Raw genomic sequence first — 24,462 nt, forward strand, 5'->3', positions numbered from 1 at the left:
TAATGGTATCAAGCTAAAAATCCCCACATTTCTATGGAAATCATAAAATTAAATGCCTATATCCTTATAAAAAGTTAAATAAAAAAGGTTGGTTTACTTTCCTATCTCCTGAGCAAAGAAATTCCTGACTTATCTTCAACTTTAAGGCAAATTTCCAATTATCAAGCTTTCCTATAAATTTTTTCCAGTAACTAAACTTGGATTTTCCCTGGACCTGCTCCTCTCGTTATTAAATCACTCGGATTCTATTTCTAATCTCCTAGCCCTCCATTTGTACTCACCATTAATATAGTAGAAAACCGTAACAAAATATCACTATTATTGAGTAAAACCACTTAACGTTTTTTTGACCAACCTTTACAGAAATCAAAACCACGCGTTAAACGCATGGTTTGCACTAGCCCTAGAAGGGCTTTTTACTGGCACAGCGTCTTAAGACGCATTGAATATTCCGCCAACCGCATTACTATTTCGTGGAGCCGCTAAAGCGGCTTTATTTTATCCCTTTTAATTCTTGTCACCCGTAAACGGGTCAATATATTCCTTTAATGATATTTGTTCTGCTATTATGTCTTCCTGTAGTTGATTTTTTATATAGTCCTTTATTACTCGTTCATTTCGACCTACTGTGTCTACATAATACCCCCTACACCAAAAGTGGCGATTTCCATACTTATATTTCAGATTTGCAAGTCTATCAAATATCATTAACGCGCTCTTTCCTTTTAAGAAACCTATAAACTGTGCAACACTTAAACTTGGTGGTATCTCAACTAGCATAAGTATATGGTCTTTACATGCTTGTGCCTCAACTATCTCTACTTCTTTTTGTTCACATAGTTTTCTTATAATTTCTCCTATATCAGCTTTTATCTTTCCATAAATCGCTAACCTTCTATACTTAGGTGCAAATACAACATGATATTTACATCTCCACTTTGAATGTGATAAACTTTTTACGTCAGTCATGACAAAAAACCTCCTTTGATTTTTTAGCGGTTGGGGAACCACTTTAATCTTATCAAAGGAGGTTTACTACTGCTATAAGCATTTCACTCCACCAGCAGAGCTGGTGGTTTATTGGAGCTTAAGCACCAATAGAAAAAACGCCTCATTCTTAAAAAAGAGGCGTTTCATCTAAGTAAATTTATTTACACTTTTGTGCTAAAACATTTGCCAATTCTGTAATGGAAATGGAGGTTTTTTCGCCAGTTTCCATTTCTTTTAGCTCAACGACACCATTTTCTAATTCACTGTCACCAATTACCAAGGAGTACTTTGCACCAATTTTATTAGCATATTTCATCTGGGCTTTTACACTTCGTTCCACCGTATCGCAATCTGCAGAGATACCTGCTTTTCTCAGACTCAGTGCCAGACCTTGGGCTTTTAGGAAGCCTTTATCGCCCATGGAGCCGATGAAAACGTCTCTTTCAGGTGCTTCTACAATTTCACCTTTTTGCTTTTCCAAAATCATTACAAGGCGCTCGATACCTAAGCCGAATCCAACGGCACCTGTGGGCTTTCCGCCACATTCTTCAATTAAGTTATCATAACGTCCACCGCCACAAACGGTTAAGCCATCGGAAATAAATTCATACACCGTTCTTGTGTAATAATCTAATCCACGAACTATTTTGGGATCGATGGTAAAGGCAATGCCCATTTCTGTCAAAATATCCTGTACCTTTTGAAAATGCCCTGTACACTCCTCATCCAAACAATCTAAAACGGAAGGCGCATTGGCAATAATTGTTTTACAGCCTTCTTCTTTACAGTCCAATACACGCAGTGGATTTTTTTCGAAACGTTCTTTACAAGTTGGACAAAGTTTATCCAAATTCTGGCCAATAAAGTCCCTTAATGTTTTATTGTAACGGCTGCGGCATTCAGGACAACCTAAGCTATTCATGCGTAGCTCAACACCCTGAATACCCATTTCTTCCAATAAAGCAGCTGCCACAGAAATGGACTCTGCATCCTGTGCCGCACTATAAGAGCCTAACATTTCAACACCAAATTGGTGGAACTGACGTTGACGTCCTGCCTGGGTATTTTCACAACGGAAGGTAGGGGAAATATAATAAAGCTTTGTTGGTTGGGCCTGATTGTGCATTCCGTGCTCAATATAAGCACGTGCAACGCCTGCTGTTCCCTCAGGACGCAAGGTTAAGCTTCTGTCGCCATCATCTGTAAAAGTGTACATTTCTTTCTGAACGATGTCTGTTGTTTCGCCAACACCACGTACAAACAGTTCAGTAAACTCAAAGATTGGTGTTCTGATTTCACCAATGCCAAATGTTTCGCAGAGATTTCTCATCTTTCTTTCAATATCCTGCCAAGCCTTTACTTCTGCCCCCAAAATATCTTTTGTTCCTTTTACCAACTGAATCATTTCCATCCTCCTTTGGGTAGTCCCACTTTCTTGCGTTCAATCATTTCGTCAATCCTTGCTATATAATCTTCCACGCTTTTCACATTAAAGATTCTCTCAATGCGATCCGTTTGGGGATCCACAGTTTTTGTACTTGCCCCTGCCCCCACTGCCAAAACAGTCTGCTTCTCTTCCATGATTTGAACATTGTATATGCCTTCTTTCCCAGGGTGGCAATATCCAACATTTTCAAAATTCCCCACCATATTTTTCTGGCGGTACATATAATAAGGCTCCATGCCCATTTTTTCCGCATATTCCGCTGCAATAGAAAGCATTTTTTCCAACGCTTCTGCCGTTGCTAAGGTATGTTGGTCAAACTCCTCTTTCAGCCGTGATGCCCTTTTCACCGCTAAGGTGTGTACCGTAACATTATCGGGGGCCAAGGCCAAAATCTCCTCCATGGTGCTTCTTACGTCTTCAGGCTCTTCCCCCGGCAATCCCAAAATTAAGTCCATATTAATATTTTCATGACCCAACTCTCTTGCCTCATAAAACACACGGCGGATATCCTCAACGGAGTGCTGTCTACCGATACGCTTTAAGGTATCTTCATTCATGGTTTGAGGATTGATAGAAATACGGTTTACACCATAATCCTTCATCAAGCGTAGTTTTTCCTTGGTGATTGTATCAGGGCGGCCTGCTTCTACCGTGTATTCAATATCCTTAGTATCAAAAAGAATTGCCACCTTTTGCAAAAGGCGCTGTAACTGCTGTTCTGTCAAAGAGGTTGGCGTACCTCCGCCGATATAAATATTTTGCACATGGAGGTCTTTTGCGTATTCTTCCAAAAACTCCAACTCCCGAAACATCGCTTCCAAATACTCATCCACCCTATTTTTATATTGTGCCAAGGGGTAGGCTGTAAAGGAGCAGTATAAGCATCTAGTGGGGCAAAAAGGAATGCCAATATACAGACTAATGTCCTTAGGTTTGTTGCTGTTCAATATCTTTTCCTCGGCCTTGGCTACGGTAAGGGCTAGCTTAGCCTTATGCTCCATAACCAAGTAATCCTTTGTCAGATATTCTAGGCAATCGTCTTCGCTGTTTCCTTCCATCAAAAGACCACTAATAATCTTCGCAGGACGTACACCTGTTAACAAGCCCCATTGGGGACGCAAGCCTGTTTCTGCTTTTAACAGCTCGTAAATGGTACGTTTGATCAGTCGTTTTTCTTCTTTTTCCCCTAGCCCCTCTTGATATTCCATGGAAAAGCGATTCACTTTTTTGCCATCACGACAAAGCACCGCAGAAGCAATGCCTTTTTCCATACTGCTTATGACTGACAGGCCAGAAGGGACAACCTCATCCATACGAATGTAATGAAGGTTCGGATAAAAAACCTGAATCATGGTCTGTACATCATTTTGTAGTTCATGTCCTTGAAGAATATAGTGTATCATTATGAATCCCTTTACTTAAAATAATTTTTCGCTATCTAATAACAGTGTAACAGGGCCGTCGTTTACCAAGCTAACCTTCATATCCGCCTGAAACTGGCCTGTTTCTACTTTTTTGAGGGGCATTTCTTTTGCCTTTTCACATAATCTTTCAAAAAGCTTTGCCGCAACATCTGGTGCAGCACCGCTGGAATAACCCGGTCTTCTACCTTTTCTTGCGTCGCCGTATAAGGTAAAGTTCGGTACGATTAATAATTCCCCTTCAATATCCAATAAAGAAAGGTTCATCTTACCGTTTTCATCTTCAAAAATACGAAGATTTACGACTTTGTCCAGCATATATTCCATGGTTTTTTCATCGTCAGTACCAAGCATACCCAAAAGAACCATAATACCCTTACCAATTTCGCCAATTACCTGACCATCTACGGTAACCTTTGCCTCTGTCACTCTTTGTAATACCCCACGCATAATATCCTCCTATTTCTATCCTTATCCAGAAACACGCTCGATATCAATCACGTCTTTCACGCTTTTCAGACGTTTTGTAATTCTTACAAGCTGATCCTTGGTTCTAATCTCCAAAGTAATATTAAATATAGCAAGCATATCTTTCGTAGTACGAATATTAAATCCTTTTACCGCAATATCTTCATCTGCCAAAAGGCGGCTGATTTCAAAAAGAAGCCCATTTCTATCGTTGGCAATCACCCTAATTTCCGCCAAGTAAGATGCTGTTACCACATCACCGTGGGTGTATTGGGCATCCCATTCTGCGTTTATCAAACGGCCCCTTTCATCGTCATCAAGATTCAAAACATTGATGCAGTCTGTTCGATGGATGGTAACACCACGGCCTCGTGTAACAAAGCCAATAATTTCATCCCCAGGAACAGGGCTGCAACATTTTGAAAAACGTACCGCCACATCGCCAACTCCCTCGACCATAATGCCGCTTTTGCTTTTTTTCTTCTTATGAATTGGTTTCTGGTCAACGGTTTTTTCAAAATCCTGCAACATCTCTTCTGCAGTTTGGGTTTTACGCTTTTCTTTTAAATATTCATCTCTTAATCGATTAACAACCTGACCTTCCTTTATGCCGCCATAGCCAACGGCAGCCATAATGGCGTCCCAATCTTTAAAATCGTACTTATTTAAAACCAACTCCATCCACTCGGTACGAAGAAGATCACTTGAGGCAAATCCCTTTTTCTTCATATCGGCGATAAGTAGTTCTTTACCACGAAGAATGTTTTCTTCCTTTTCTTCCTTTTTAAACCACTGTTTAATTTTTGTTCTTGCTTGAGAACTTTTTACTAAGGAAATCCAGTCTCGACTGGGGCCTCTGGAATTCTGGGAGGTCATAATTTCTACAATATCACCATTTTGAATATTGTAATCGATGGTTGCCATCTTATTATTGACCCTTGCTCCCACCATTCTATTGCCTACAGCAGAGTGAATCATGTAAGCAAAATCAATGGGTGTGGAATCCTTGGGCAACTGAATAACTTTACCTTGGGGGGTAAAGGCGTAAACCTGAGTGGTAAATACATTTAAATCCAGCTTAATGGTATCCAGATATTCCTTATTATCGGACATATCCCTCTGCCATTCCAAAATCTGACGTAGCCAAGCTAACTTCGCTTCTTCTGTTTCATTGGTACGATCTCCGGATTTACCTTCTTTATATTTCCAGTGTGCGGCAATACCATATTCACTGGTGCGGTGCATATCCCACGTACGAATCTGTATTTCAAAGGGCTGTCCACCGGGCCCAATGAGTGTGTTATGCAAGGACTGATACATATTCGGCTTGGGCATTGCAATATAATCTTTAAACCTACCCAACATTGGGGTATACATAGTATGGACAATACCTAAAACCGCATAACAATCCTTAATGCTATCTACAATGGCTCTTACTGCAAACAGGTCATAAATCTGGTCCAAATTCTTTTTTTGATTTACCATTTTTTTATAAATGCTAAAGAAATGTTTGCTTCTGCCTTCTATTTTCCCAGAAATTCCAGCCTCGTCCATTTTGGCTTTCACTTCTGTTACAATATCGTGAACAAAAGCTTCCCTCTCCACACGCTTCTTCTCGATTTTTGCTGCCAAATCGAAGTAAGCTTCGGGGTTCAAATATTTAAAGCAGAGATCTTCCATTTCCGTACGGATTTTGGAAATACCCAGTCTATGTGCCAACGGCGCATAAATGTCTAAGGTTTCCTGAGCCTTTTCCCTCTGTTTTTCTGGCGTCATATAGTTTAGCGTACGCATATTGTGCAATCGATCCGCCAACTTAATCAAAATAACACGAATGTCCTTGGCCATGGCCAAAAACATTTTACGGTAATTTTCCGCTTGAATCTCTTCTTTGGTTGTATAGGAAAGTTTTCCTAACTTTGTAACTCCATCAACCAAACTGGCAACTTCCTCGCTAAAAATATGAGCAATATCTTCATGGCTATAATTGGTATCTTCAATGACATCATGGAGCATACCTGCAATGATAGACTCCATATCCAATTCTAACTCAGCTAATATAATTGCAACTTTTAAGGGATGGATTACATATGGCTCGCCTGACTTCCTCTTTTGTTCTTTATGGGCATCCGCTGCCAGCTCATACGCCCTCTCCAACATACTATAATCCTTAGACGGATGATACATTTTGATCCGTTCCAGTAACTCTTGGTATAATTGTTCTGCTGCCGCCATGTCCATCACCTCCCTACTTTTCTATTAATATGTCCCTTTTTGGTAATCAATGTCTAAAAAACCTGTAAACTTGATTATAACTTCTCAAACCTATATTTTCAAGGAGTTTCTATTATTTCAGTAAGCCCTTGTCATACTTTAGCCCTAATATTCTATGCAAACTTTCGTCCAGACGTCCTTCTGAAATACGGCCTTCTTTGGTTGCATCAAGGAGTGCTTGATACGCCTCATCTAAGTCCGCTGGCATCAATACAATATCAATTCCTGCCAAAACAGACATAACAGCGGACTCGCCAGCGCCATAATGTTGCGTTATGGCCTGCATATTCATAGCATCTGTAACGGTCACACCGTCATAATTTAATTCATCCCTTAATAATCCTATGGACTGGCCAGAAAGGGTAGCAGGTAAATCGTCTGAAGTGGCATTGGGGGTTTTGATGTGTCCAATCATTACCAAGTCAACCCCTTCCTCAATGGCTTTTGCAAAGGGCACAAACTCAACTGTTTTCAGTCTTTCCATATCATGGGTTACAAATACCTCTCCGTAATGACTATCTGTTGTTGTATCCCCATGGCCAGGGAAATGCTTTACCGCCCCACTAACGCCTGCTCCTTGCAACCCCTTAATGAAAGCACAAGCCATTTCTCCCGCCTTTTGGGGATTATCAGAATAAGAACGAATACCAATGACTGGGTTTTCAGGGTTTGTATTTACGTCAGCAATGGGAGCAAAGTCCACGTTTACGCCCATACTTGCTAAGGTTTCCCCAATAGAGCGGCCTGCCGCCTCTGCCTCGTTAGGTTCCTTCATCTGCCCAGGGGAGGGCATGTCTTCATGGGGAATGTTGCTTTTGTTTAATCTAGAAACCAAACCGCCTTCTTCATCAATCCCGATGAACAAAGGAATTTCCGCAACTTTTTGAAAGTCACTGGTCAACCTTTGGGTTTGCTCTAAAGTATCCAGATTTTCTGCAAATAATATTACCCCACCAAGGTGGTAGCTCTCAATTTTTTCAGCCACATCTTTTCTTAAAGCTGTCATCCCACTGCCGTCTGCATTATTTCTAAAATCAGCCATGAGTAATTGTCCCAACTTCTCTTCAACACCCATGGAATCAATGGTTTCTTGTATTGTATCCTGCCTGATCTCTTCCGCTGTCTTTACTACTTCTACCTGAGGTTGTTCTTCACCATTATTTGTACAACCTGCACCAAAACACATAACCGCTGTTAACACAGCTACCAGCCAACGTTTCATACTGTTCCCTCTCTTTCATATGCTAACATTATAGCCTTTTTCCCTAAAAATGAACAGTATTCCTTTTATTTTTCTTTCATTTCCGATATAATATATAAAATTGTAAATATAAATCTCAAACTCCTTCTTTACCCAAAGCCAAGGGATTTAAGGCTATCTTCTTATGAACAAATCAGTCAAAACTGCAAGGGGAACCGAAAAAATTTATCTGCCGAGGTGTCCAGTTCCATAAAATCCCCTTGTAATTCCCTGGGTATTTCGCCCATATTCCATATAAAAGCACAGAACCTGGAATCCCTTGGATTCTCGGTCTTTTGCTTTGCAAATAGGCTGCCACAGATTAAGCTTGTTAACTTACTTACAATTTCGTTTGTTTACAGCCCATATTCTCCGCTTTTATGATATAATATCTTTTTAGTATGAATTAACAAAGGAGACTGATTTATGAAACTGCAGAAATTGCTTAGCTACGTGCGTCGTGCCGTAGATGATTATAATATGATTGAAGAAGGGGACAAAATTGCCATAGGCGTATCCGGTGGCAAAGATAGTATTTGCCTTCTTCTTGCTTTAAAAAACTTGCAGCGGTTTTATCCCAAAAACTTTGAAATTGAAGCAGTCACCGTTTCCCTTGGGCTACCCGGGGCCAAATATGATGATATTCAAGCTTTATGCGATAAAATTGGTGTCAACTATACCGTTGTCCATACAGATATCGGGCAAATTATTTTTGAAGAAAGAAAAGAAAAAAATCCTTGTTCCCTTTGTGCCAAAATGCGTAAAGGCGCTTTAAATGATGCCGCAGAAAAATTAGGATGCAATAAGGTGGCTTTGGGGCACAACAAAGACGACGTTGTGGAAACCTTCTTCATGTCTTTATTTTATGAAGGTAGAATAAACTGTTTCGCACCTGTAAGTTATTTAGATCGAAAAAAAATATATTCTATTCGCCCTTTGATGTATGTTCCTGAGTGGGAAGCAAAGAGTTTTGTTGTAAAAAATGACATTAACATTGTAAAAAACCCTTGCCTCGCCGATGGAAATACAAAACGTCAGGAAACAAAGGAACTTCTGGCTGAGCTTTCTAAGGATTATGATAATTTACAGGAAAAGGTGTTTGGTGCAATTAAACGTTCAAATTTAAAAGGCTGGAATGGAGAGATATAGTCCATGTCAACATATCACGAAAGTTTAAAAAATAAAGAAACTTTACGGCTTCGGGAGATTCAAAAAGAACTCCCGCCATTTTTGATAGAATTTTTTCGAGGGATTGCTCAAACAACCTCTACAAAAACAAGGCTAGGCTATGCCTACGACTTACGAATTTTCTTTCGCTATCTTTATGAGGAACATAAAACCCTTGGGGGAATGGAGGCGAAAGACCTGGAAGTGCAACACCTAAACGAAATAAGCTCTGATGATATAGATTGCTTTATGGAGTATCTTTCCTATTATGTAAGGCCTGATTATGAAAACCCTGAAAACAGCACAGAACTACATAATGATGAAAAAGGAAAGTCCAGAAAGCTGGCTGCTGTCCGCTCTATGTTCAAATTCTTCTATAAGAAAAAAAAGGTTGATGCTAACCCTGCAACCATAGTGGAAACGCCAAAAATCCATGACAAACAAATCGTGCGACTAGATGTAAATGAAATGGCGGATTTTTTAGATGCAGTGGAGTCAGGCGAGAAACTAACGGACCGTCAAAAAACCTTCCATGAACGCACCAAAAAAAGAGATTTAGCCATAACTACCCTTCTTTTGGGAACTGGAATGCGCGTTTCCGAATGTGTCGGCATAAATATAAAGGATATAGATTTTAAAAACAATGCAATTAAAATAGTCAGAAAAGGCGGAAATGAAGTATTTTTATATTTTGGTGATGAAGTGCAAGAGGCTTTGCAAGATTATTTGGAAGAACGACAGCAAGCAATCACAAAGGAGGAGGGAGATGATGCCCTTTTCCTATCCTCCCAAGGAAAACGTATTACCGTTCGTGCCGTTCAAAAAATGGTAAAAAAATACGCCCTTGGTGTTACCATTAAAAATATCTCCCCCCATAAATTACGCAGTACCTTTGGTACGAATCTTTATCAAGAAACAGGGGACATTTATCTAGTAGCAGATACCTTAGGTCATGCAGACGTTAATACAACCAGAAAGCATTACGCAGAAATCGAAGACCAAAGACGGCGTAAAGCCGCCTCTCATGTTAAATTAAGAAAGGACTGACGCTATGGCTGATCAGAATTTGGATATCCAAAAAATCTCACATGTTTTTAAAGAACATCAAGCGGAACCTATATTTAAGCTTCGTCGTTTCGCTGTTCTAGCCTTAATTACCGAAAAAAACGGAGAACTATGTTTCGTTTTAAATAAACGGGCCCCCGGAGTCCGTCAACCTGGTGATATTTGTTTCCCAGGTGGACAGCATGAAGCGGGTGAAACCTTGCTGGAAACGGCTTTGCGGGAAACGGAAGAAGAGTTAGGTATCCCACAAAGTGAAATTTCCATATTAGGAAAAAGCGACTATATGCTTACCATCTATCGTGGTGTCATTCAGCCTTTTTTAGGCTATGTATGCTACGATGTATTGCGTTCTTCTTGCCCCAACGATGATGAAGTTTCGCAGATTTTTACTGTTCCTATCTCCTTTTTTATGGAGACACCTCCGGAAATCCATGATATGTTTTGGGAATCCATTGTTGTTGATAGCTTTCCTTATCATCGTATTGAGGGTGGGAAAGATTACCCCTTTAGTAAATGCCATATTCCTGAACTGTTTTATGAATACAAAGGTCATACCATATGGGGTTTCACAGCCCAAGTCATTCAGAATATTGTTTCCATTCTAAACAAGAAATAAGAAAAACCTGAGAATCAATCTCAGGTTTTTCTTATTTCTTCTTTTTCTTATATTTCTCCTTACGCACTCTATCTTCCGCTGCTTTTAACTTTTCCTTCTCAGCCTTTGCCTCCAACATTTCATCAATATCTTCAGGCAGTTCTAAAGTAATGCGTCCAAGCTTTCCGCCTCTAAATTCGTCTATCAAAATTTTTGCGGCTCTTTCTAAATCAGGCTCTCCACCCTTTAATTTAAATCCTCTTGCCTCTGCGATTTGCCTTAAGACCACATGGGGCTCTTCGATGGTATCGAATTCGATTTGATAACGCTTTCTGATGCAATCTGCGTTGCGCAGCAGCATATGATCAATAAAGGCTATGGCTAGTGTTTCTGCGTCCAAAATATCATCATTTATCGCCCCTGTAAAAGCAAGCTTCAAACCCACTTCCTGATCTTCAAACTTGGGCCACAAAATACCTGGTGTATCCAAAAGCTCGAAGTCTTTTTTCAGCTTTATCCACTGCTTTCCTCGGGTTACACCGGGTTTATCTCCCGTTTTGGCCGTAGTTTTTCCAACGTATTTATTGATAAATGTGGATTTTCCTACGTTGGGAATCCCTGCAATCATGCTGCGGATTGGCACATTAATACGGCCTCTGGCTTTCAGCTTTTCGATTTTTTCTTGCATCAAACTTCTTGCCGCATCGGTCACTTCGTTCATTCCAGATCCTTTTAATGCATTCATTTGGATTACACGAAACCCTTGCTTTTCAAAATAATCCGTCCAGATTACTGTAGCCCTATCATCTGCTAAATCGGCTTTGTTCAGTAAAATGATACGGTGTTTATTTTTCGCTAGCGTATCTAAATCAGGGTTTTTACTGCTATAAGGAATACGTGCATCCACCAATTCGATGACAATATCAACCAGCGAAATGGTTTCTTCCATCATACGACGGGTTTTGGTCATATGCCCTGGATACCATTGTATATTCATATCTGTTCTTTCCTTCCTTTATGAAATAAAACCAAATCCACTAAAGGGGTATAGACGGAACACAGTCTGTCCAACCAAGTCTTTTTTTTCGATTGCACCGATAGACATTTTACGGCTATCTGAGCTGCCATTTCGGTTGTCTCCCATTACAAAATAGCTTTTTTCTGGCACTACAAAAGGATATTCTATATCACCCTTTGTCATCATCGGTTCCCCCAGAAAAGGTTCTTCTATCAATTCATCATTCACATAAAGATAGTATTCTACATTCTCACTATCCCCATTCCAAACAATATCAATTTCATCCCCAGGCAAGCCAATGACACGTTTAATAATGTTCTCTTCCTGTCCATCGGGGTTCAAGCGACAAATGACAACGTCACCTTTCTTAGGCGTTCCTATGGAAGTTGCCAATTTATTGATAAACACCAGGTCTCCATGATGAAAGTTTGGCTCCATAGAGGAACCTTTTACATATACCGTTCCCAATACAAAGGTACGAAGAACAAAAACCAAAGCTACCAATAAAATCAACTGAAGCCACATAGGGATATCCTTCTTCTTTTTAGACTTACTTTCCCTTGCTTCTTGCTCACTTTGTTCCTGTGTCTGTTCCATTTACCAATCACCCTCCTCACACTGCCTTTGGAAAAAAAACGAAAGCCAGCTTCCCTTGACCCTTTGTTTTCATATTTTCCATCCCAGTTTTTTTCGTAAAAAGCAAATCCATCTGCCTTGCCTCTTACGAAAAAAACCTCGATGAAACAATTCCACCGAGGCCACTTTTCTTATCTCAATACTTCTTTAACTTTTGCTGCTTTACCAACTTTGTCTCTCAAGTAGAAAAGTTTCGCACGTCTTACAATACCACGTCTTGCAACCTCAATACGGTCAATTCTAGGGGAGTGTAAAGGCCATGTTCTTTCCACACCAACGCCAGAAGCAATACGTCTAACTGTAAAAGTTTCTCTGATGCCGCCGCCCTGTCTTTTAATAACAACGCCTTCGAACATCTGAAGTCTTTCTCTGGTGCCTTCTACTACTTTCGCATAAACGCGAACTGTATCACCAACATTAAAAGGAGTTACTTCGCTTTTCAACTGTTCTTTTTCCAGTTCTCTAATGATATCCATTTTATTTCCTCCTTCCTTCAAAGATGTTCTTAATGCCATCCCTTTGATGCATCATCGGACCATCCGTAATCACAATTCAGAATTATAACATATCTAAAATAAGTGTGCAAGCACTTTTATAGGATTTCCCAATATTTCTACGTATTTTTTACACCAGCTACATCCAGATGCGGCTAATTGTAATGCAAACAGGTACAGTCGCCATGGAAAAGGCGGTGGTGAGCATAACCATTTTAGAAGAAACCTCTACACCCGTGCCATATCTGCCTACAATCATTGGTACAATTGCCGCCGATGGCAGGGACATTGCAATAAAGTAAACGGTTTTCACCATAGGCTCCACGGGAATAAAGAAAATAAAAGCAAAGGCAAAAAGAGGCATAACAATCATTTTAATCAGGCTTGCTTCTAAGGATTCCCGATCCTTCATTAAATATCTCAGGCCGCTATTTCCAGTTAAGGCGCCTATGTAAATGAGGGAAAGAGGCGTTGAAACACTACCTAGAGATCGAATAAATTCTTGCACAAAGTCTGGAATATAGGCCATAAGCCCAATAACTGATGCAAAAAGACCCAATAAGATAGATGAAATGTTGGGATTGATGGCACCCTTTACTATGGTTTTAACCATCGTCCCCACACTTTCCCCTTGAACACCTTTTATTATGTATAACCCAACACTCCAAAGATATAAATTTAGCCCTAAAACGCTGGCAGACATATATACCACCGCTTCCTCACCAAAAAACATCATGGCAATGGGAAAGCCAATAAACGCATTGTTTACAGATACCGCTGTTACTTCAAGCATATTGAGGTGGTTCTCATTAAACTTACGAAAACGATAATAAAGTCGAATGATTCGCCCAAACATCAACATACTGATAAACTGCAGTCCTGCAACGGTGGCAAAGTTTATCAGCATATCCCTCTCCACTTTTGTATTGGCTAAGCTAGTAAATAATAAAGCAGGAATGGTAAAGAAAAGAACAATATTTCCAACGCCAACTGTCATCTCATTATTTAGGAATTTTTTTCTGCTGCAAACATACCCCACCGCCATCAAACCAAATAACACAAAAAATTGACCAAACATATTTTTCTCCTTTGTATGATTTCGCTCTGTTTTTCCCCTCAAATGCTATAAAAAATGCTTCTTTTCACATCTTAGCAAATATCTTGATACTTTACAACAAATACCCAAATAAGGGTACTTTCTATTCTCCCTCTGCCAGTTTCTTTATCTAACAAAAAAAGCGCCATCCCATTTTTGGGGGAATAGCACTTTTTTATTTCATAAAACCCAACTTTAATAGTGAATCACTGTTTCAACTTTGTACCCATCCAGTACATCTCTACCCTTTAAGAAATCCAACTCGATTAAGAAATTTAGGGAAACCACTTCTGCGCCAATCTCTTCAACCATTTCCACAAGGGCCTTTGCCGTGCCGCCCGTTGCCAAAAGGTCATCCACAATTACAACCTTCTGCCCTGGTTGCACCGCATCCTTATGCATTTCAATAGTGGATGTGCCGTACTCTAAGGAATATTCTTTACTTACAACCTCTGCGGGCAATTTTCCTTTTTTCCGAATGGGAATAAAGCCTTTTTTTAAGTTATATGCAATAGGCATACCAAAAATAAAACCTCTGGACTCAGGCCCCAAAATTAAGTCAAATTCCAGACCTTCCAATTTTTTCTGCATCTGATCTACCGCTTCTACCAAACCATCTGCGTCCTTAAGCAGGGTAGTAATATCCCGAAATATAACGCCTGTTTCAGGATAATCGGGAATAGATCTGATTTTATCTTTCAATTCCATTTGATGTTCCTCCTTATTTAGAAAGCCTAAAGTCTTTTATCATTAATTGCACAGAACTTCTACCGTTATATGTATTGATTTCTATGCTATAAACAAAGTCAAATTTTCCAGGTATTTTTCCACCGCTCATCATTTTAACACATTCTTCTTGGGGATACAATTCTTTTAGTAAATTCAGCATCCCGTTGTATCCATCAAAGGATAGGGCACTAAAACGCATCCCACTTTTCTCCTGGGATATGGTCATACGAAAAATGTCCTTATTTTTCCCAATTAGGTCCACCCTATCCACGGAAACGCCTTTGGAACCAAATAAGGGAGAGGGGTTTTCTTTTCCAAAGGGTGCTAACATTTTCAACTCTTTTGCCAACTCAAGATTGATTTCCGAAAATTTAAGTTGCTTTTCTAAACGCAAAACAGGTGTCATTTCTTCTTCTGTTAGCTGATAACTATCGTTTAGCCTTTGTCTCAAAATGGTTATATTTTCTTTGGGCAGAGAAAGCCCTGCCGCCATAGCATGTCCGCCGAAACGGCTAAATAGCTCCTTGCAAGCAAATAAGGCCTGAAATAAGTTATATCCTTCAATGCTCCTACCTGAACCTTTTGCTCCTTCTTCCCCAGAAGTGATTAAAATGACAGGACGATAGTACCGTTCCTTTATTCTGCCTGCAACAATCCCCGCAATGCTTTCATGGGTGTCCTCATCATACAAAACAAGGACGTTCTCTTTATGTAAATGATCCTTCTCGATTAACTCTATTGCCCGCTCTGCCGCCTGAAGTGTTAGACTTTTGCGTTCTTCGTTCAGGTTAATTAATGCCTTTGCAATTGCCCTTGCTTTTGCCTCATCTGTTTCACAAAAAAGCTCCACCGCTTTACGGCCGCTTTCTAGACGCCCAGTGGCATTGATACAAGGGCCAATGATAAATCCCAAATGATACTCCGTAGTAGGCTTATCCCCGATTCCCGTTTCTTCCAGCAAAACACGTAAACCGATATTTGTTGTTTTTTGTATTTCTCTTAAGCCCCAACGAACCATGATTCTGTTTTCATCTAATAAATCTACGATATCACAAACCGTTGCAATAGCACCGAAACATAAAAACTCTTTTTCTAAGCTTTCATCCTTTACTTCAAATACCTGCAATAGTGTCATAGCGAATTTATATGCTATGCCCCCTGCACAAAGCATGGGAAAGGGGTAGTTGCACTTCCTTTGTTTTGGGTCAATCACTGCATCGGCAACGGGGAGGATATCCTTCTTTTCTCCATCCACTTCTAAAAAACCTGGCTCATGATGGTCCAAAATTACAACACTCATGCCTAACTCCTTGGCTCTTTTGCACTCCTCCAAAGCAGCTATGCCATTATCGCAAGTGAATAGTACATTCACGCCTTCTTTTGCCAATTGCTCGATTGCGTCAAGGTTAAGACCATAGCCTTCCTTTTGCCTATGGGGTACATAGTAAACTGCATCTCCACCGCACCTTAAAATTCCCCGATAGAGGATGGTGGTACTCATAACCCCATCCACATCATAGTCACCATAAACAGCAATTTTTCTTCCTGTTTTAATGGCCTGTCCAATTAGGTCTATTGCCAAAGCCATGTCCTTCATCAAGTAAGGATCTCTTAAATCTTCCATTGTGCCATATATAAAATCCCAAGCCTTTTGCCGCTGTCCAAGGCCTCTGTTGGCAAGTACACAAGCAACAGCTTCCTTAACTCCCAGCTCCCTAGCCATGGTAGAAGTATCTATTTTAGATCTTTTTAGTAACCATCGTTTCATCTGTAACAACTCCTTCAACCTTTCTATTATAGCATAAAAGATAAGGAAAGGAACAAGGAATCCCCTGCATCAATATAAACGAACAAAAGCTTAACCCTTAAAAAAGAGAGACCTCAAACTTTCATACTTTTTCAAATTCCATGGATGGAGTGTCCCTTCTTCCCAACAGATAAAGTTAACCCTTTTCCAATAAAAAAAGCAGCAAGGATTTTTTCCCTGCTGCATAGAATTATTTTTCATTTTTCGGTAATAACGAAAACCAAACGGAACCGGAAATACAAATAGAGGAATATGCGCCCACAACGATACCTACCATCATTGGGAGGGCAAATTCTTTAATAGACTGCACACCGATTACATAAATGGCACCTACGGTAAAGAACGTGGTAATGGACGTATTAATGGATCTTGCTAAAGTCTGACCAATACTCTTGTTGATTTTTTCCATGGTTTCATGTGTTGAAAATTTATCGTGGTTTTCACGGATACGGTCAAAAATTACAATTGTAGCATTTACCGAGTAACCTAAAATTGTTAATAACACAGCAATAAATGAATTATTCACTGGGATACGGAAAATCGCATATGCCGCTATAACCACCAAAACATCATGAACCAAGGCAATAATTGCACTGCTACCCGCCCGAACGTCTTTAAAACGAATAGAGATATAGATTAACATTGCTAAACACGCAAGTAGCGATGCTTTAATCGCCGCCATTTGCATCTCCGCACTTACTGTACCGCTTACGTCTGAAGTCGTTTTAACATCTGATAAAGGGAACTCCCCTTTTATGGCATCTGCCAACTGCCCTCTTGTTGCGCTGTCAATGGACTGCATCTTTACTACAAACTCATTTGTGCCGATGACATCCTGGATCTGAGGACTTTTTTGTCCTGTAACGTTATAAATTATTTCGGCCAGTTTTTCATGGTCATAATCCTCGCCCATATCAATTTCCATGGAAGTACCACCTGTAAACTCCACGTCCCAATTCAGCATACCATTACCCTTACTGCCGTGATAAAACATTGCCGCTATTCCAATGAAAATCAAAATTAAGGAAAAGGCAAAATATTTCTTTCTATTCTCAATTATTCTCATCTTTGCCACCTCCTTACTTTACTCGAAACCCATAGTTTTTTGGGTTATGAAATCCTGCTTTTATCATGCCATTTACAATGACTCTTGTCACAACCAATGCGGTGAACATAGAAATAATGATACCAATCATAAGTGTGGTGGCAAAGCCTTTAATCGTACCTGAGCCTAAAAAGAATAATACAACCGCTGCAATTAATGTGGTTACATTACCATCAACAATGGCGGGCAAAGCCCTTGAAAAGCCGGTCTTTACAGCTGAACGTAGTGTTTTACCAATAATCAGCTCTTCTTTAATACGTTCAAATATTACAACGTTCGCATCCACCGCCATACCAATGGAGAGGATAATACCCGCAATACCAGGAAGGGTTAACGTAACGTTAAACAAACTTAAAACGATTAAATCCAATGCAATATAAATAATTAACGCCCAGTCCGCCGCAAAGCCTAATAGTCTGTATGCGCAAACCATATATGCAAGCACTAGCCCAATGCCTACCAAGCCCGCTAAAACACCTGTAGAGAGGGCATCTGCCCCCAACCTTGCCCCAACATTGTTCATTTGTATTACATTTAAGTTGAAGGGTAAAGATCCAGCACGAATCAACGCCGCCAAATTTTCCGCACTCTCCCCAGTAAATTGACCAGAAATCATAGCATGTCCATCGGTAATTTTTGACTGTACGACGGGCGCACTAATCACTTCTTCATCCATAACAATGCCAATGGTTCTACCAATATTTTCTTCTGTTGCCTTGGCAAACTTTTCTTTCCCCTCGTCGTTGAATTCCAAAGAAACATAGGGGATAGAGGGTGCATTCTTGGAGGTTGCCCCAACTTGCTTTGTCGCATTTTTTATCATATCGCCGGTGAGCAGTACATTGCCCGCCTCATCTACAAAGGCTAGCTGTGCTGTCTGCCCAATCTCCTGAATCGCTTCCTCTGCATCATCTACACCTGGAATCTGTACACGGATGCGATTTGTACCTTCTTTAGCCGCTTCTGCTTCTGTCCAGCCATTCCAATCCAAACGGCCTTGTAGCAAAGAAATCGCCGCTGCCATTTCTTCATCGGTAACATTTTCCTTGTCAGCCTGATACAAAATATCAACACCACCGCTTAAATCCAGACCTTGCTTAATATCGTTGATACTCAGCTGCTTGTCCTGCCCAAATCCATAATAGGTTATTGCGCTTAGTCCTAATGCCATGATTAGCATAATGAATAGCATTAGTCTTCCCTTTGTTTTCATCCTGTTTCCCTCCTGAAATCTTTGTGCCTCCGAGTTTTTGCACAAAAGAAAGGCGGTTCTCCTTTTTTAAAAAGGAGAAACCAGCCTATTTCGCACTTATTTAGAAAGTCAGCCATTTCTATTTTTTGATAGAAAAATTGTATACTCTCTTAGCAGTCAGTATATCACACTGAGTAGATTTTTCAAGTATTTTTTCACTTTTTCCCATTAACACCCAGTATTCCACCAATGCCGCCGCCAGCCAAGGAAACGATTAAAGTCATTATTTTTGACATACCCAAAGTAAAGGTATCGCTTGCCAAACCCGTCACAACAAAGAGGATTAATGTGTACAAAAGACCCGCTGCCAGCCCCATAAGCATGCCTTTTTTCTTACGACATTTTGCCCAATCGTACCCAGCCACTGCCGAAGAAAGAGCAGTACATACCAACGCAACCATAGGCAGACTTTGTTCGGAAATATTTGTGTATGTAAGCACAAGCCCATATGCAATAAAGAAAATACAAGTAATGGCATATGCAATAGCCATACCTTTCACCATACAAATCCAGCTTTGCCCACTTTGCTTTTCCATGCTTTCTCTTTTTTTCTGTATTTTTTTCTTACTCTCCTTCTTTTTCTTTTCCAAAAATATCCTCTCCCAGTTAGCTTTGGTTTATTTTATGGGAGAAGCTTAACAAATATGATACAAACTTGGTATTCTGTTGTCTGAATAGCACATCCCAAATCTTTAATTTATTTTTCATCTTTCATAATTTCGAAGACCTTGTTTTCCCTTTTATGGTATACTTATAGGAAAGGAGGAAGGAATATGGAAAAAATCAATGTAATTGACTTGCATACCCACTCTTATTGTTCCGACGGCACTTTCTCGCCTGAAGATCTTATTATTTTGGCAAAAAAACAAGGGCTTTCCGCCATTGCCCTAACGGACCACGATACCATTGAAGGGCTTGAGGCGTTCCTTCTGGCTGGAAAAAAACATGGTATAGAAGCCATCCCCGGAATTGAGTTGGGCGCCGAATGCCCTTTCTTTCATCAGCCTGAGCTACATATTGTGGGCTTAGGCATTGATCCAAAGGCCCCCATTTTGGCAGAACAAATGGAGATTATGGGACAAAACCGCATGAATAGAAACATCCAAATGATAGCTCAATTAACACAAATTGGTCTGCCAATCACCATAGAGGAAGTCATGGAAAATGCTGGGGGTGAAATCATAACACGTGCCCATTTTGCAAACGTCCTTTTGAAAAAAGGCTATATTTACACCCGAGAAGAAGCATTTACAAAGTACCTCTCCCCAGGGCTCCCTGGTTACGTCCCGAAAGCCCTATTGACACCCACCCAATGTATTCAAACCATCCATCTTGCAGGAGGCATAAGTATTCTTGCTCATCCTACACTCTATAACCTTGCCCACGATCAGTTGGACTTTCTATGCAAAGAACTGGCCTTAATGGGCTTAGATGGAATAGAGTGCTTTTATTCCACTTATACCCGTTCCCAAAGAAAAAACATGATGAAGTTCGCAAAGAAATATGGTCTTTTCCCTTCAGGGGGTAGCGATTTTCATGGAGCTAATAAGCCCTTAATTCGTTTGGGCACTGGTAGAGGTAACTTGGCTATTCCCTTCACTGTATGGCAGGATATGCAAGAAGCAATCAAAGAAATCAGAAACAGTAATCATGCTTAGTATTTCATAAGAACTTGCCTTGCTTTATCAACAAACAATTAGAATAACTGCTTTATTATAATACTAAGTAAATTTTATGAACAAAAAAGGGCAACATCATTTCTGATGTCGCCCCTTAATTTTAATTCTTGTTTGTCTTCTTATCTTGCTACAGTAACTTCTTTTAAGCCGTCTACTGTCTGATAATCAACTGTATAACCTAATTTCTCAAAATCACGAACGCTGATAAAGGATTTACCATCCTGCAAAACGCCGCTCATCGCTGTCTTACCGTCTTCACGAACAACATAAGCTGTTTTTTCTTCTTTGTTCCATTCAACGGTTTCGCCCAACGCTTCACAAATTACACGCAAAGGCAAGTACGCACGACCATCCTGAACAACGTAGTCTGTAAATTCAACATCGTCAGATACCAAAGAAATTTCTGCTCTTTCTGTTGTCATCATGGCTTCGGAATCGCCTTCCCAGCCCCAAAGAACAGTTACTGCTGAAACAGGGTTATATTTTTCTGTCAATACAGTGAGCTTTTCTTCTACTTCCTCTGCGCTAACGCTTGCTGTAGGCATAACAACCTTACCGCTAGAAGCCTTCACGTTGCTTGTGCTTGTTACTTTTAATACACTCTTGTTATCGTCTGTAACAGCAAAAGTTTCTTTTGCATTAAATGTTGCACCTGATCTTGTGATTGTTGCTTCGTATGCAAAGCTATCCAATACATCGGAAACAGCAGGGTCTGCAATCGCTTCCTCAAACATAGCCTTCATAGCGTCTGTTGTTTCTTTAATCACAGCTGTGTTGCCCTTTACAGCATCCATTTCTGCCTGGAATGCAGCAATTTCCTCTTCAGAAGCTTTCATAACCTTCATTACATCCAACATATAAGTTGTAGTTGCAGCTAATACTGTGTCAGGGTTACTGCCAACATAGTCTAACAAGTCAACCACTAATTTTGCAACGGCTTTTCCGTCTGCCTGAACTTTGTATCCACCAGAAACTTCACTTACCATGTTTGTAGTAAAGCCAGAGAATGCATTCTTGTAGAATTCAAGTACAGAATTATACAAGTCGCCGAAACCACCTTCTGGAGCAATCTGCCCCAGCTCATCATCTGTCAGACCCATTTCAGCCATAGACATTAAGTTAATGTATTTGCTTTGGTCCAATGTTGCTTTTAATTCTTTTGCAAAGTTTTCATCTAACAAATAGCTAGATTCTTCAGTATCTACGAAGTCCTTTGCCATTTCATACATACCCCAAACTGTCTGGCCAGAAACATAAATACCATCTGTCATGCCAAAGTACATGTCACCCATGTCATATTTCTTACCACCGTAAGTCATATCCATATCCATATGGTAGTTAAGAGTGTCCATGTTCATTTTAAAAGTATAGTCCAAAACAACAGACTTCTTGCCACTAACATCTTCTAATTCTTTTAATGCATCTGCAACTTCTTCATCTGTAGACCCTGCTGATTTGGAAATTTTTGTTGCAAAATCTTTCATTGCATCCACATCCAAATCTACATTGATTTTACCAGATGCTTCACAAGCCTCCAGTTTGTTCAACATGTCAACGCTCATTTGCAGATAGCCCAATTCGGCACTGGAGCATCCAGTAAATGCTGTGATACACATTACGGCACACAGAAGTGCTGCTAACTTCTTTCTCATAAGTATTTCCCCCTTAAATTTTGTTTGCACAAAAATATGCACTCATAATTATACACCCTTACTTTACCTATATCAAACAAAAGTGCCAATATTAAGGAATTCTTAAAACTTTTAATTTTCTTTTTTTGGTTCTTCTTTTTTAGGCTTACCCTTTAGTAAAAAGGTATTAGTAAAGGTTGTTCCTTCCCCCTCCTTGCTTTCAACGGAAATTTGTCCATTATGGCTGTCCATAATCCATTCTGCAATAGAAAGACCCAAGCCTGTTCCTGAAATACCTTTATTTCTAGACTGATCTACACGATAAAATCGATCAAAAATCTTTGGTAGATGCTCTGCCGATATTCCCGCACCATTATCACCCACAGAAACATAGGCATATTTTTTATCCTTCCACACCTTTAAGGTGATGGCTTCTCCATCTTTTGTATATTTTAACGCATTTTCCACATGAATCCAAAGCAACTGTTTAATTAAGTCAGGATCTGCCCATATTTCAGCAGGGTCCCACTCCTGAAAGATAACCTTACGATTAACCTCTAAAATCTCCAGTTCCTTCACAACCTCAGCGGAAATTTCATTTAAAGTCACCAACTGCTTCTGAACCAGCATACGATTCTGATCGCCCTTTGCTAAAAACAGAAGTTTCCGAATCAATGCACTCATATGCTCTGTTTCACTTAAAATGGAATCGATGGATTCTTGTAAAATATCAGGGTCACTTTTCCCCCACCGATTAATCAGATTTGCATACCCCTGAATGACAGAAATAGGCGTTCTTAATTCATGGGAAGCATCAGAAACAAATTGATTCTGCCTTTGAAAGGAACTCTCCAAACGATCTATCATGGAGTTAAACGTTACAGTCAATTCTTTCATTTCGTCGTCAGGGCCGTCTGTATCTATACGTTGGCTTAAGTCCTCTATGGTAATGCGCTCCGCTGCAGAACGAATAGCCTCTACGGGCTGTAACATTCGACGGCTGATGTAACGGCCAATCAAAAATGCACAAAAAACCCCAACAATGTCTATCATGCCAAGTTTCATAATGAACCCCCGAAGGAAGCTGGCGTTAATATCAATTAACTTAAAAGCTTCTATACGATAAAGCCCATCCTCCGTTGGAATAGAGGAAGAGATTAACATCAGCTGTTGGTTTTTCCCATTTTCTAAAATATACTCTGTGCTATTGCCCCCAGTTTCTTTTTGCACCGTAATTTTAAATCCATCTGTCTCAAAAGAACGCTTTCTTTCTTTCAATTGCTCATCAATTTTAACCAAATCTCCGTTGTGTCCTTGCAAGTTAAACTCGGGAGATTGAATGAGGGAAGGCCCTTCCCCAAAATGACTAAAATAATAAACATTGTCTTTTTGGGCATATACACAAACCTCAACATATTTATTTTCCAAAAGTCCTCTTAAATTTTCGCTGTTTAGCTCTTTCCCTTCTCGTATAAAGCCTTCAATATTACTAATGGTGTAGGTAAGTTCCCGTCGGATGTTGTGCTGTTGAATGACGGTGATATTTAGGGTCATAAATAAGCTAATAATGAGCAAAGAAAAGCTGAAAATCCCGCCATAGAGCAATGTAATTTTCTTGGCGATTGCCATATGACGCATACCGCCAAAAACCCCTTTTTTAGTCTTCTTTGACATAATAGCCTACCCCACGAATCGTATGGATAAATTTTTTCTGAAAGGCTTCATCAATTTTTGCTCGCAAATAACGTACATAAACATCCACAACATTTGTCTCTCCAATATAGCTATAGCCCCAAACCTCGTTTAAAATTTGCTCTCTTGTGAGCACAATATTTTTATTCTGTACTAAGTACAAAAGAAGTTCATATTCTTTTTTCGTTAACTCAACGGCTACCCCACCAACTGTAACCAAACGTTTTTCTGTGTCTATTTCCAAATCATGCACCTGCAAAAGAACTTTTTTTGTGGTTCGATCCTCACAATGCTTGAACGCAACCCGCATTCTAGCTAAAAGTTCCTCAATAGCAAAAGGTTTTGTCAAATAATCATCGGCACCGCTATCAAGGCCTGCCACTTTATCAATTACCTCGTCCTTTGCTGTCAGCATAATAATTGGCACATTAGATGTTTTACGAACCCTACGGCAAATTTCTATACCCGTTAAGCCAGGTAGCATCAAGTCCAGGAGAATCATATCAAAATTCCCTTCGTTGATAAGCGCCATACCCTCACGTCCGTCATGACATACAGTCACTTCGTATCCTTCATACTTGAGTTCTAGCTCAACAAACCGTGCTAACTTCACTTCATCTTCAATTAAAAGAATTTTCTTCTGTGCCATAATTCTA

Annotated in this window: 22 protein-coding genes; 4 read left to right on the forward strand and 18 right to left on the reverse strand. The window is 39.9% G+C overall.

The features are described 5' to 3' along the window. Positions 1-507: 507 nt before the first annotated feature. From tnpA to RBQ60_RS12860, 6 genes are all read right to left on the reverse strand, one after another. Positions 508-969 carry an IS200/IS605 family transposase gene (gene tnpA, locus RBQ60_RS12835; RefSeq protein WP_307884077.1) on the reverse strand — a complete coding sequence of 154 codons (462 nt, stop codon included), beginning with the start codon at positions 967-969 and terminating at the stop codon, positions 508-510. Positions 970-1,147: 178 nt separating this feature from the next. Next, positions 1,148-2,395: a histidine--tRNA ligase gene (gene hisS / locus RBQ60_RS12840; RefSeq protein WP_331654201.1), complete on the reverse strand. Its 1,248-nt coding sequence runs from the start codon at positions 2,393-2,395 to the stop codon at positions 1,148-1,150. Continuing rightward, positions 2,392-3,840 carry a coproporphyrinogen dehydrogenase HemZ gene (hemZ, locus tag RBQ60_RS12845; RefSeq protein WP_307884079.1) on the reverse strand — a complete coding sequence of 483 codons (1,449 nt, stop codon included), beginning with the start codon at positions 3,838-3,840 and terminating at the stop codon, positions 2,392-2,394. Before hemZ ends, hisS begins: the two co-directional genes overlap by 4 nt. A gap of 15 nt (positions 3,841-3,855) precedes the next feature. After that, positions 3,856-4,308, reverse strand: a complete 453-nt coding sequence (gene dtd / locus RBQ60_RS12850; protein WP_307884080.1) for a D-aminoacyl-tRNA deacylase — start codon at positions 4,306-4,308, stop codon at positions 3,856-3,858. A gap of 21 nt (positions 4,309-4,329) precedes the next feature. After that, positions 4,330-6,567, reverse strand: a complete 2,238-nt coding sequence (locus tag RBQ60_RS12855) for a RelA/SpoT family protein (RefSeq protein WP_442871371.1) — start codon at positions 6,565-6,567, stop codon at positions 4,330-4,332. A gap of 106 nt (positions 6,568-6,673) precedes the next feature. Beyond that, positions 6,674-7,822 (reverse strand): glycoside hydrolase family 3 protein, encoded by a 1,149-nt coding sequence (locus RBQ60_RS12860; protein WP_307884082.1) that lies wholly within the window; start codon positions 7,820-7,822, stop codon positions 6,674-6,676. A gap of 444 nt (positions 7,823-8,266) precedes the next feature. On the opposite strand from RBQ60_RS12860, the gene RBQ60_RS12865 reads away from it, so the two are divergent. From RBQ60_RS12865 to RBQ60_RS12875, 3 genes are read left to right on the forward strand one after another with little or no spacing between them, the layout of a single operon-like run. Further along, a complete protein-coding gene (locus RBQ60_RS12865; RefSeq protein WP_307884083.1) occupies positions 8,267-8,989 on the forward strand; it encodes a tRNA 2-thiocytidine biosynthesis TtcA family protein in 723 nt (240 codons plus the stop codon). A gap of 3 nt (positions 8,990-8,992) precedes the next feature. Then, on the forward strand, positions 8,993-10,054 hold the full coding sequence (locus RBQ60_RS12870) for a tyrosine-type recombinase/integrase (RefSeq protein WP_307884084.1): 1,062 nt from the start codon (positions 8,993-8,995) through the stop codon (positions 10,052-10,054). A gap of 4 nt (positions 10,055-10,058) precedes the next feature. Beyond that, on the forward strand, positions 10,059-10,688 hold the full coding sequence (locus RBQ60_RS12875) for an NUDIX hydrolase (RefSeq protein ID WP_307884085.1): 630 nt from the start codon (positions 10,059-10,061) through the stop codon (positions 10,686-10,688). Between the two features lie 31 nt (positions 10,689-10,719). On the opposite strand, the gene ylqF is transcribed toward RBQ60_RS12875, so the two are convergent. From ylqF to RBQ60_RS12920, 9 genes are all read right to left on the reverse strand, one after another. Next, a complete protein-coding gene (gene ylqF, locus RBQ60_RS12880; protein ID WP_307884086.1) occupies positions 10,720-11,664 on the reverse strand; it encodes a ribosome biogenesis GTPase YlqF in 945 nt (314 codons plus the stop codon). A gap of 18 nt (positions 11,665-11,682) precedes the next feature. Then, on the reverse strand, positions 11,683-12,282 hold the full coding sequence (gene lepB / locus RBQ60_RS12885; RefSeq protein WP_307884087.1) for a signal peptidase I: 600 nt from the start codon (positions 12,280-12,282) through the stop codon (positions 11,683-11,685). Positions 12,283-12,452: 170 nt separating this feature from the next. Then, a complete protein-coding gene (rplS, locus tag RBQ60_RS12890; protein ID WP_307884088.1) occupies positions 12,453-12,797 on the reverse strand; it encodes a 50S ribosomal protein L19 in 345 nt (114 codons plus the stop codon). Positions 12,798-12,954: 157 nt separating this feature from the next. After that, positions 12,955-13,893: an AEC family transporter gene (locus RBQ60_RS12895; RefSeq protein WP_307884089.1), complete on the reverse strand. Its 939-nt coding sequence runs from the start codon at positions 13,891-13,893 to the stop codon at positions 12,955-12,957. A 213-nt stretch (positions 13,894-14,106) separates the two neighbouring features. Continuing rightward, complete coding sequence (locus tag RBQ60_RS12900; protein WP_307884090.1) at positions 14,107-14,619, reverse strand: adenine phosphoribosyltransferase; 513 nt, start codon at positions 14,617-14,619, stop codon at positions 14,107-14,109. A 13-nt stretch (positions 14,620-14,632) separates the two neighbouring features. Continuing rightward, a complete protein-coding gene (recJ, locus tag RBQ60_RS12905; RefSeq protein ID WP_307884091.1) occupies positions 14,633-16,408 on the reverse strand; it encodes a single-stranded-DNA-specific exonuclease RecJ in 1,776 nt (591 codons plus the stop codon). A 229-nt stretch (positions 16,409-16,637) separates the two neighbouring features. Next, positions 16,638-17,513 carry a protein translocase subunit SecF gene (gene secF / locus RBQ60_RS12910; protein WP_307884092.1) on the reverse strand — a complete coding sequence of 292 codons (876 nt, stop codon included), beginning with the start codon at positions 17,511-17,513 and terminating at the stop codon, positions 16,638-16,640. A 13-nt stretch (positions 17,514-17,526) separates the two neighbouring features. Next, positions 17,527-18,765, reverse strand: a complete 1,239-nt coding sequence (secD, locus tag RBQ60_RS12915; RefSeq protein WP_307884093.1) for a protein translocase subunit SecD — start codon at positions 18,763-18,765, stop codon at positions 17,527-17,529. Positions 18,766-18,959: 194 nt separating this feature from the next. Continuing rightward, entirely contained in the window at positions 18,960-19,394 is a 435-nt protein-coding gene (locus RBQ60_RS12920; protein WP_307884094.1) for a TIGR04086 family membrane protein, read from the reverse strand. A 183-nt stretch (positions 19,395-19,577) separates the two neighbouring features. Between RBQ60_RS12920 and RBQ60_RS12925 the strand changes: the two genes are divergently transcribed. After that, on the forward strand, positions 19,578-20,462 hold the full coding sequence (locus tag RBQ60_RS12925) for a PHP domain-containing protein (protein WP_307884095.1): 885 nt from the start codon (positions 19,578-19,580) through the stop codon (positions 20,460-20,462). 140 nt (positions 20,463-20,602) lie between these two features. Here RBQ60_RS12925 and RBQ60_RS12930 read toward each other — a convergent pair whose 3' ends face one another. The 3 genes from RBQ60_RS12930 to RBQ60_RS12940 all read right to left on the reverse strand — a co-directional run bounded on the left by RBQ60_RS12930 (position 20,603) and on the right by RBQ60_RS12940 (position 24,455). Next, positions 20,603-22,135: a copper amine oxidase N-terminal domain-containing protein gene (locus tag RBQ60_RS12930; RefSeq protein WP_307884096.1), complete on the reverse strand. Its 1,533-nt coding sequence runs from the start codon at positions 22,133-22,135 to the stop codon at positions 20,603-20,605. Positions 22,136-22,246: 111 nt separating this feature from the next. Continuing rightward, positions 22,247-23,788 carry a sensor histidine kinase gene (locus RBQ60_RS12935; RefSeq protein ID WP_307884097.1) on the reverse strand — a complete coding sequence of 514 codons (1,542 nt, stop codon included), beginning with the start codon at positions 23,786-23,788 and terminating at the stop codon, positions 22,247-22,249. Further along, positions 23,772-24,455: a response regulator transcription factor gene (locus RBQ60_RS12940; RefSeq protein ID WP_307884098.1), complete on the reverse strand. Its 684-nt coding sequence runs from the start codon at positions 24,453-24,455 to the stop codon at positions 23,772-23,774. The genes RBQ60_RS12935 and RBQ60_RS12940 overlap by 17 nt, the downstream gene beginning before the upstream one ends. Positions 24,456-24,462: the final 7 nt, after the last annotated feature.

The sequence above is a fragment of the Anaerotignum sp. MB30-C6 genome (assembly GCF_030908465.1).
GTDB lineage: Bacteria > Bacillota > Clostridia > Lachnospirales > Anaerotignaceae > Chakrabartyella.

Coding starts and splice junctions, on each gene's coding strand:
- tnpA (WP_307884077.1), bottom strand. CDS start 969: ATGACTGACGTAAAAAGTTTATCACATTCAAAGTGGAGATGTAAATAT.
- hisS (WP_331654201.1), bottom strand. CDS start 2,395: ATGATTCAGTTGGTAAAAGGAACAAAAGATATTTTGGGGGCAGAAGTA.
- hemZ (WP_307884079.1), bottom strand. CDS start 3,840: ATGATACACTATATTCTTCAAGGACATGAACTACAAAATGATGTACAG.
- dtd (WP_307884080.1), bottom strand. CDS start 4,308: ATGCGTGGGGTATTACAAAGAGTGACAGAGGCAAAGGTTACCGTAGAT.
- RBQ60_RS12855 (WP_442871371.1), bottom strand. CDS start 6,567: ATGGACATGGCGGCAGCAGAACAATTATACCAAGAGTTACTGGAACGG.
- RBQ60_RS12860 (WP_307884082.1), bottom strand. CDS start 7,822: ATGAAACGTTGGCTGGTAGCTGTGTTAACAGCGGTTATGTGTTTTGGT.
- RBQ60_RS12865 (WP_307884083.1), top strand. CDS start 8,267: ATGAAACTGCAGAAATTGCTTAGCTACGTGCGTCGTGCCGTAGATGAT.
- RBQ60_RS12870 (WP_307884084.1), top strand. CDS start 8,993: ATGTCAACATATCACGAAAGTTTAAAAAATAAAGAAACTTTACGGCTT.
- RBQ60_RS12875 (WP_307884085.1), top strand. CDS start 10,059: ATGGCTGATCAGAATTTGGATATCCAAAAAATCTCACATGTTTTTAAA.
- ylqF (WP_307884086.1), bottom strand. CDS start 11,664: ATGAATATACAATGGTATCCAGGGCATATGACCAAAACCCGTCGTATG.
- lepB (WP_307884087.1), bottom strand. CDS start 12,282: ATGGAACAGACACAGGAACAAAGTGAGCAAGAAGCAAGGGAAAGTAAG.
- rplS (WP_307884088.1), bottom strand. CDS start 12,797: ATGGATATCATTAGAGAACTGGAAAAAGAACAGTTGAAAAGCGAAGTA.
- RBQ60_RS12895 (WP_307884089.1), bottom strand. CDS start 13,893: ATGTTTGGTCAATTTTTTGTGTTATTTGGTTTGATGGCGGTGGGGTAT.
- RBQ60_RS12900 (WP_307884090.1), bottom strand. CDS start 14,619: ATGGAATTGAAAGATAAAATCAGATCTATTCCCGATTATCCTGAAACA.
- recJ (WP_307884091.1), bottom strand. CDS start 16,408: ATGAAACGATGGTTACTAAAAAGATCTAAAATAGATACTTCTACCATG.
- secF (WP_307884092.1), bottom strand. CDS start 17,513: ATGAGAATAATTGAGAATAGAAAGAAATATTTTGCCTTTTCCTTAATT.
- secD (WP_307884093.1), bottom strand. CDS start 18,765: ATGAAAACAAAGGGAAGACTAATGCTATTCATTATGCTAATCATGGCA.
- RBQ60_RS12925 (WP_307884095.1), top strand. CDS start 19,578: ATGGAAAAAATCAATGTAATTGACTTGCATACCCACTCTTATTGTTCC.
- RBQ60_RS12930 (WP_307884096.1), bottom strand. CDS start 22,135: ATGAGAAAGAAGTTAGCAGCACTTCTGTGTGCCGTAATGTGTATCACA.
- RBQ60_RS12935 (WP_307884097.1), bottom strand. CDS start 23,788: ATGTCAAAGAAGACTAAAAAAGGGGTTTTTGGCGGTATGCGTCATATG.
- RBQ60_RS12940 (WP_307884098.1), bottom strand. CDS start 24,455: ATGGCACAGAAGAAAATTCTTTTAATTGAAGATGAAGTGAAGTTAGCA.